At 23.4% G+C, this 3,750-nt stretch carries 3 protein-coding genes; 1 reads left to right on the top strand and 2 read right to left on the bottom strand.

Annotated elements, in window-relative coordinates:
- Positions 1-24: 24 nt before the first annotated feature.
- Both D9R21_RS04900 and D9R21_RS04895 read right to left on the bottom strand, forming a co-directional pair.
- The gene (locus tag D9R21_RS04900; RefSeq protein ID WP_126821333.1) at positions 25-798 is read right to left on the bottom strand and encodes a ParA family protein; all 774 of its coding nucleotides are present in this window, start codon (positions 796-798) and stop codon (positions 25-27) included.
- The gene (locus tag D9R21_RS04895) at positions 785-1,027 is read right to left on the bottom strand and encodes a hypothetical protein (protein WP_126821332.1); all 243 of its coding nucleotides are present in this window, start codon (positions 1,025-1,027) and stop codon (positions 785-787) included. Before D9R21_RS04895 ends, D9R21_RS04900 begins: the two co-directional genes overlap by 14 nt.
- 778 nt (positions 1,028-1,805) lie before the next feature.
- Here D9R21_RS04895 and D9R21_RS04890 point away from each other — a divergent pair.
- Positions 1,806-3,750, top strand: a 1,945-nt coding sequence (locus tag D9R21_RS04890; RefSeq protein ID WP_148108831.1) for a PQQ-binding-like beta-propeller repeat protein, incomplete at its 3' end; no start/stop codon positions are given.

Raw genomic sequence — 3,750 nt, 5'->3', positions numbered from 1 at the left:
TGAAAATATTTTAAACTTACATTGTTATTTGATTTCTTTGATGAGTTCTTCGTAGGCTTGTTTCTGACGTCAGTAATAAGGGTTCTCCCAAATACTTATAAAATCATTTTCAGTTGTAGTAAAATTTTCAGAGTGCTTTATGAAAATATTTAATAAATTATCATATAAATTTATTTCTTTTAATCATTTTTCAAATTTATTTTTGTTTTCTGTTTCCGTAATATCATTAAATAATATTTTTAATTGTGGTTTAGACATTTTTAATTTATTTAAAATTAAATCTAAATTATTATTTAAGTCTAAAATTCCTTTATAGCTCCCACTCCCGTTATTTGTTGGAATAATAATTAAATCACTAAATATTAGTCAATTTAAACTTAAATCATCCGTTGTTGGTGGATAGTCAATCAACACATAATCATAACTATCAAAAGTTTCTTGGTTTGATTGATAAATTTTTATTCCAATTAAATAAAAATTATCATTGTCATATAATTCCCTCATAACTATTAAAGATTTTTTTAGTGTTTCCCCACCAACAATAATATCAGTGTTTTTATATTTTGTTGGTTGAATTACTTTTTTTATATCCATACCACAATCACTTGCAATAATTTTGTGTAGTGATTTTGACATATCTATTTTTTCATTTTGCATAAGAAATGATATTGTTGCTTGGGTATCTAAATCAATTACTAAAACTTTTTTATTTTCCAACGCAAATTTATATGCGACATTTTTGCAAAGAGTTGTTTTTCCGACCCCACCTTTTTTGTTACAAAAACTAATCATCTTCATTATTACTATTCTCCAATCTATCAAAATAATCTCTTAATATTTCATTCATAAGAGTTGTCTTATTCCATTTTCTTTTTTTTGCCAATTCATTAAATTTAAAAATTAAATCAATATCACAAGTCATAGAATTTAATTTTACTTGTTTAGATTGGTTTAATTCTTTATTAAAAGAAACAGTATTTTTTGTTTTATCCAAAATATTGATATTTTTTTTCGGTATAATTGGCATATTTTATATCTCTTTTCTTTTATATTATCATATAAATAATATTTATCATATTTATATGATAATATAAATAATATATATTTTCAATAGTTTTTAAAGAAAATAATAAATATGATAAATATTATTTATCATATTTATATAAAAATTTTAATTATATTATTTTTATTACCATTTCCCCGTGAAAATAACACTCAATGCGCCACAAACGACAATCGCAAAACAAGCAATGAAAAACCCTTATTTTATAAGGGTTTTAATGTGGTGTTATGTTAAATTATTTAGTTTAAATCATTATTATTTACTAATCTGGTCTCGCGGTGATTTTCATAAGTTTGTGAAAAATGCCTTAAAGTTTAAAAAAACTTTTGCCGTGGCTTTCAAAATACTTGGAAAAAATTCTAAGCGTTAAGCTAAGAATTTTATAAAGGTTCCCAAATTTGTTTGAAAGAATCTCAAAAATTTTTTTAACTTATAAGTCATTTTATCACAAAATTTAAGAAAATCAACCGCTCGCCCAAAACCATGTGTGAAATTATTTTTTATTTTTTAAATAATTCTTTTGCTATAATTTAAATTGTCTAAAAATAAATTTAGATGTTATTAACAAAATAAAAAAAATCGTACTAAAATGATAGCATTACAAAATATTAGGTTTTATAAAAATTATAAACTAACAAAATAAATATTTTAAAATATATTAAAAGATATTGAATTTTCAATTTTTTTGAAAATTTTTTTAATTAAATTTATTTTGTAACAAAATGAAAGGAAATTATATAAAATGAAAAAACTTTTAAGTTTATTAAGTGTATTAACAATTAGTGGAACTGCGGTGCCAACAACAATTGCCGCTAGTCCTTATCAAAAAGAAGAAAAATTAAATAATAATATCAATTATTCGCAAATAAATAATTTAGAAACTTTAAATATAAATAAAAGAAAAAATAGTATTAATATAAATACTTTAATAAAAAAAGTTGTGATTAAAACAAGTGGCAGCGTTAATTCTTCTGGGGTAGCATTAAATAATAAACTGTATTTTGGTTCTGATGATGGTAAAGTATATGAATATGATCCTGCAACAGGACAACAAAAAATTGTTATAAGAACAAATGGTTATATTAATTTTTCTGGGTCTGTGTTAAATAATAAAATTTATTTTGGTTCTGATGATGGTAAAGTATATGAATATGATCCTGCAACAGGACAACAAAAAGTAGTAATTACTGCAAGTGAAATTCTTTCAACTTCGGGTATTGTAGTAAATAATAATATTTATTTTGGTAGTGTTAACAGCAGGGTATATAAATATAACTCAATTACTAAGGAACAAAACGTCGATGAAATAAAAATAAAAGATATGGTTATTTCTTCTGGATTTGTATTAAACAATAAAATTTATTTTTTTTTAACTAATAAAAAAATATGTGAATATAACCCCCTTACTGGCCAACAAAAGGTCACTAAAACAAAAACAAAAGATATGATTATTTCTTCTGGTGCTTCATTAAATAATAAGCTTTATTTTTGTTCTGTTAACGGTAAAGTATATGAATATGATCCTGTTACTGATCAGCCCAAAGTAGTTTTTGAAATAAATGGTTGATTTGATTCTTCTTTTATTTTAAATAATAAACTGTATTTTGGTTCAATGGATGGCAAAGTATATGAATATGATCCTGTTACTGATCAGCCCAAAGTAGTTTTTGAAATAAATGGTTGATTTGATTTTAATTGTTTTTTATTAAATAATAATAAAATTTATTTTGGCGGAACTGATGGTAAGGTATATGAATATGAACCACTAGAATTAATTGAATCTGATATTATTGATTTGCAAGAACAAATAAGACGAGGATTATATTTATATTATCAAAAACAAAACCTTAATTCTTATGTTAAAAATATCGAATTTAATATCGATGATCTAAAATATTCTGACATTGAATTAATAGAACAAGAAAAAAGCCCTTCAGATACAATAACAAATACTATTTACCAAAACAACAATGAAGTTTTCACCAACAATTTTACAGAAGATATTACTTACAAAACAATTGAACATGAATATACAGAAGAAACTATTGATTCTGTTCAATTAATAAAGGGAATTAATAAAAGAATTGACAATACTTTAGAATCCGGAGAAAGTACCACAAATACAGCCGGAACAACAGATATTAAAACCAAAACTACAGGTACTAATGTGGGGTCAGAAGTTAGTGCTGGTTGAGGACCCGTTAGTGCTAGCATTTCATATTCTGTAACAAGTGAAGAAAGCAATACCCATCAAACAGATAATTCTCAATCAAAAACAAAAAATATATCAAAAGTTATTTCTAATTCAAATTCTTATGATTTATCTAACATGAATGAAAGATCAACAAAAATATCTCATACTACAAAAATTCAATCACAAAGCTTTCCGGTTCGTCCTGATCAAAAAATTATAGTTAAAACTAAATTAAATCAAATTATTAAAAAATATAAAGTTACTTTTAAACAAAAAATTAGTGGAAAAATAAAAGTAAAAATAACGGATGAAAATGATCAAAAAACAGAACAAGAATTTTCAATTAAAGATATAATTTTTTGTTTAAAAGAAAATAATCTTTTACCACAAGAAATTATATTAGATAATAACAATGTGTTTTTTAAAGGTACCTTTTTTGTTGGCAAAACTGAGTTTGAATCAGATGTAACTTCAAAATTAATTGATTTAAATT

The organism is Spiroplasma endosymbiont of Megaselia nigra (assembly GCF_003987485.1).
Taxonomy (GTDB): domain Bacteria; phylum Bacillota_I; class Bacilli_A; order Mycoplasmatales; family Mycoplasmataceae; genus Spiroplasma.
Note: the sequence above shows the minus strand (reverse complement) of the source record. Positions and strands in the feature narration are given on the sequence as shown.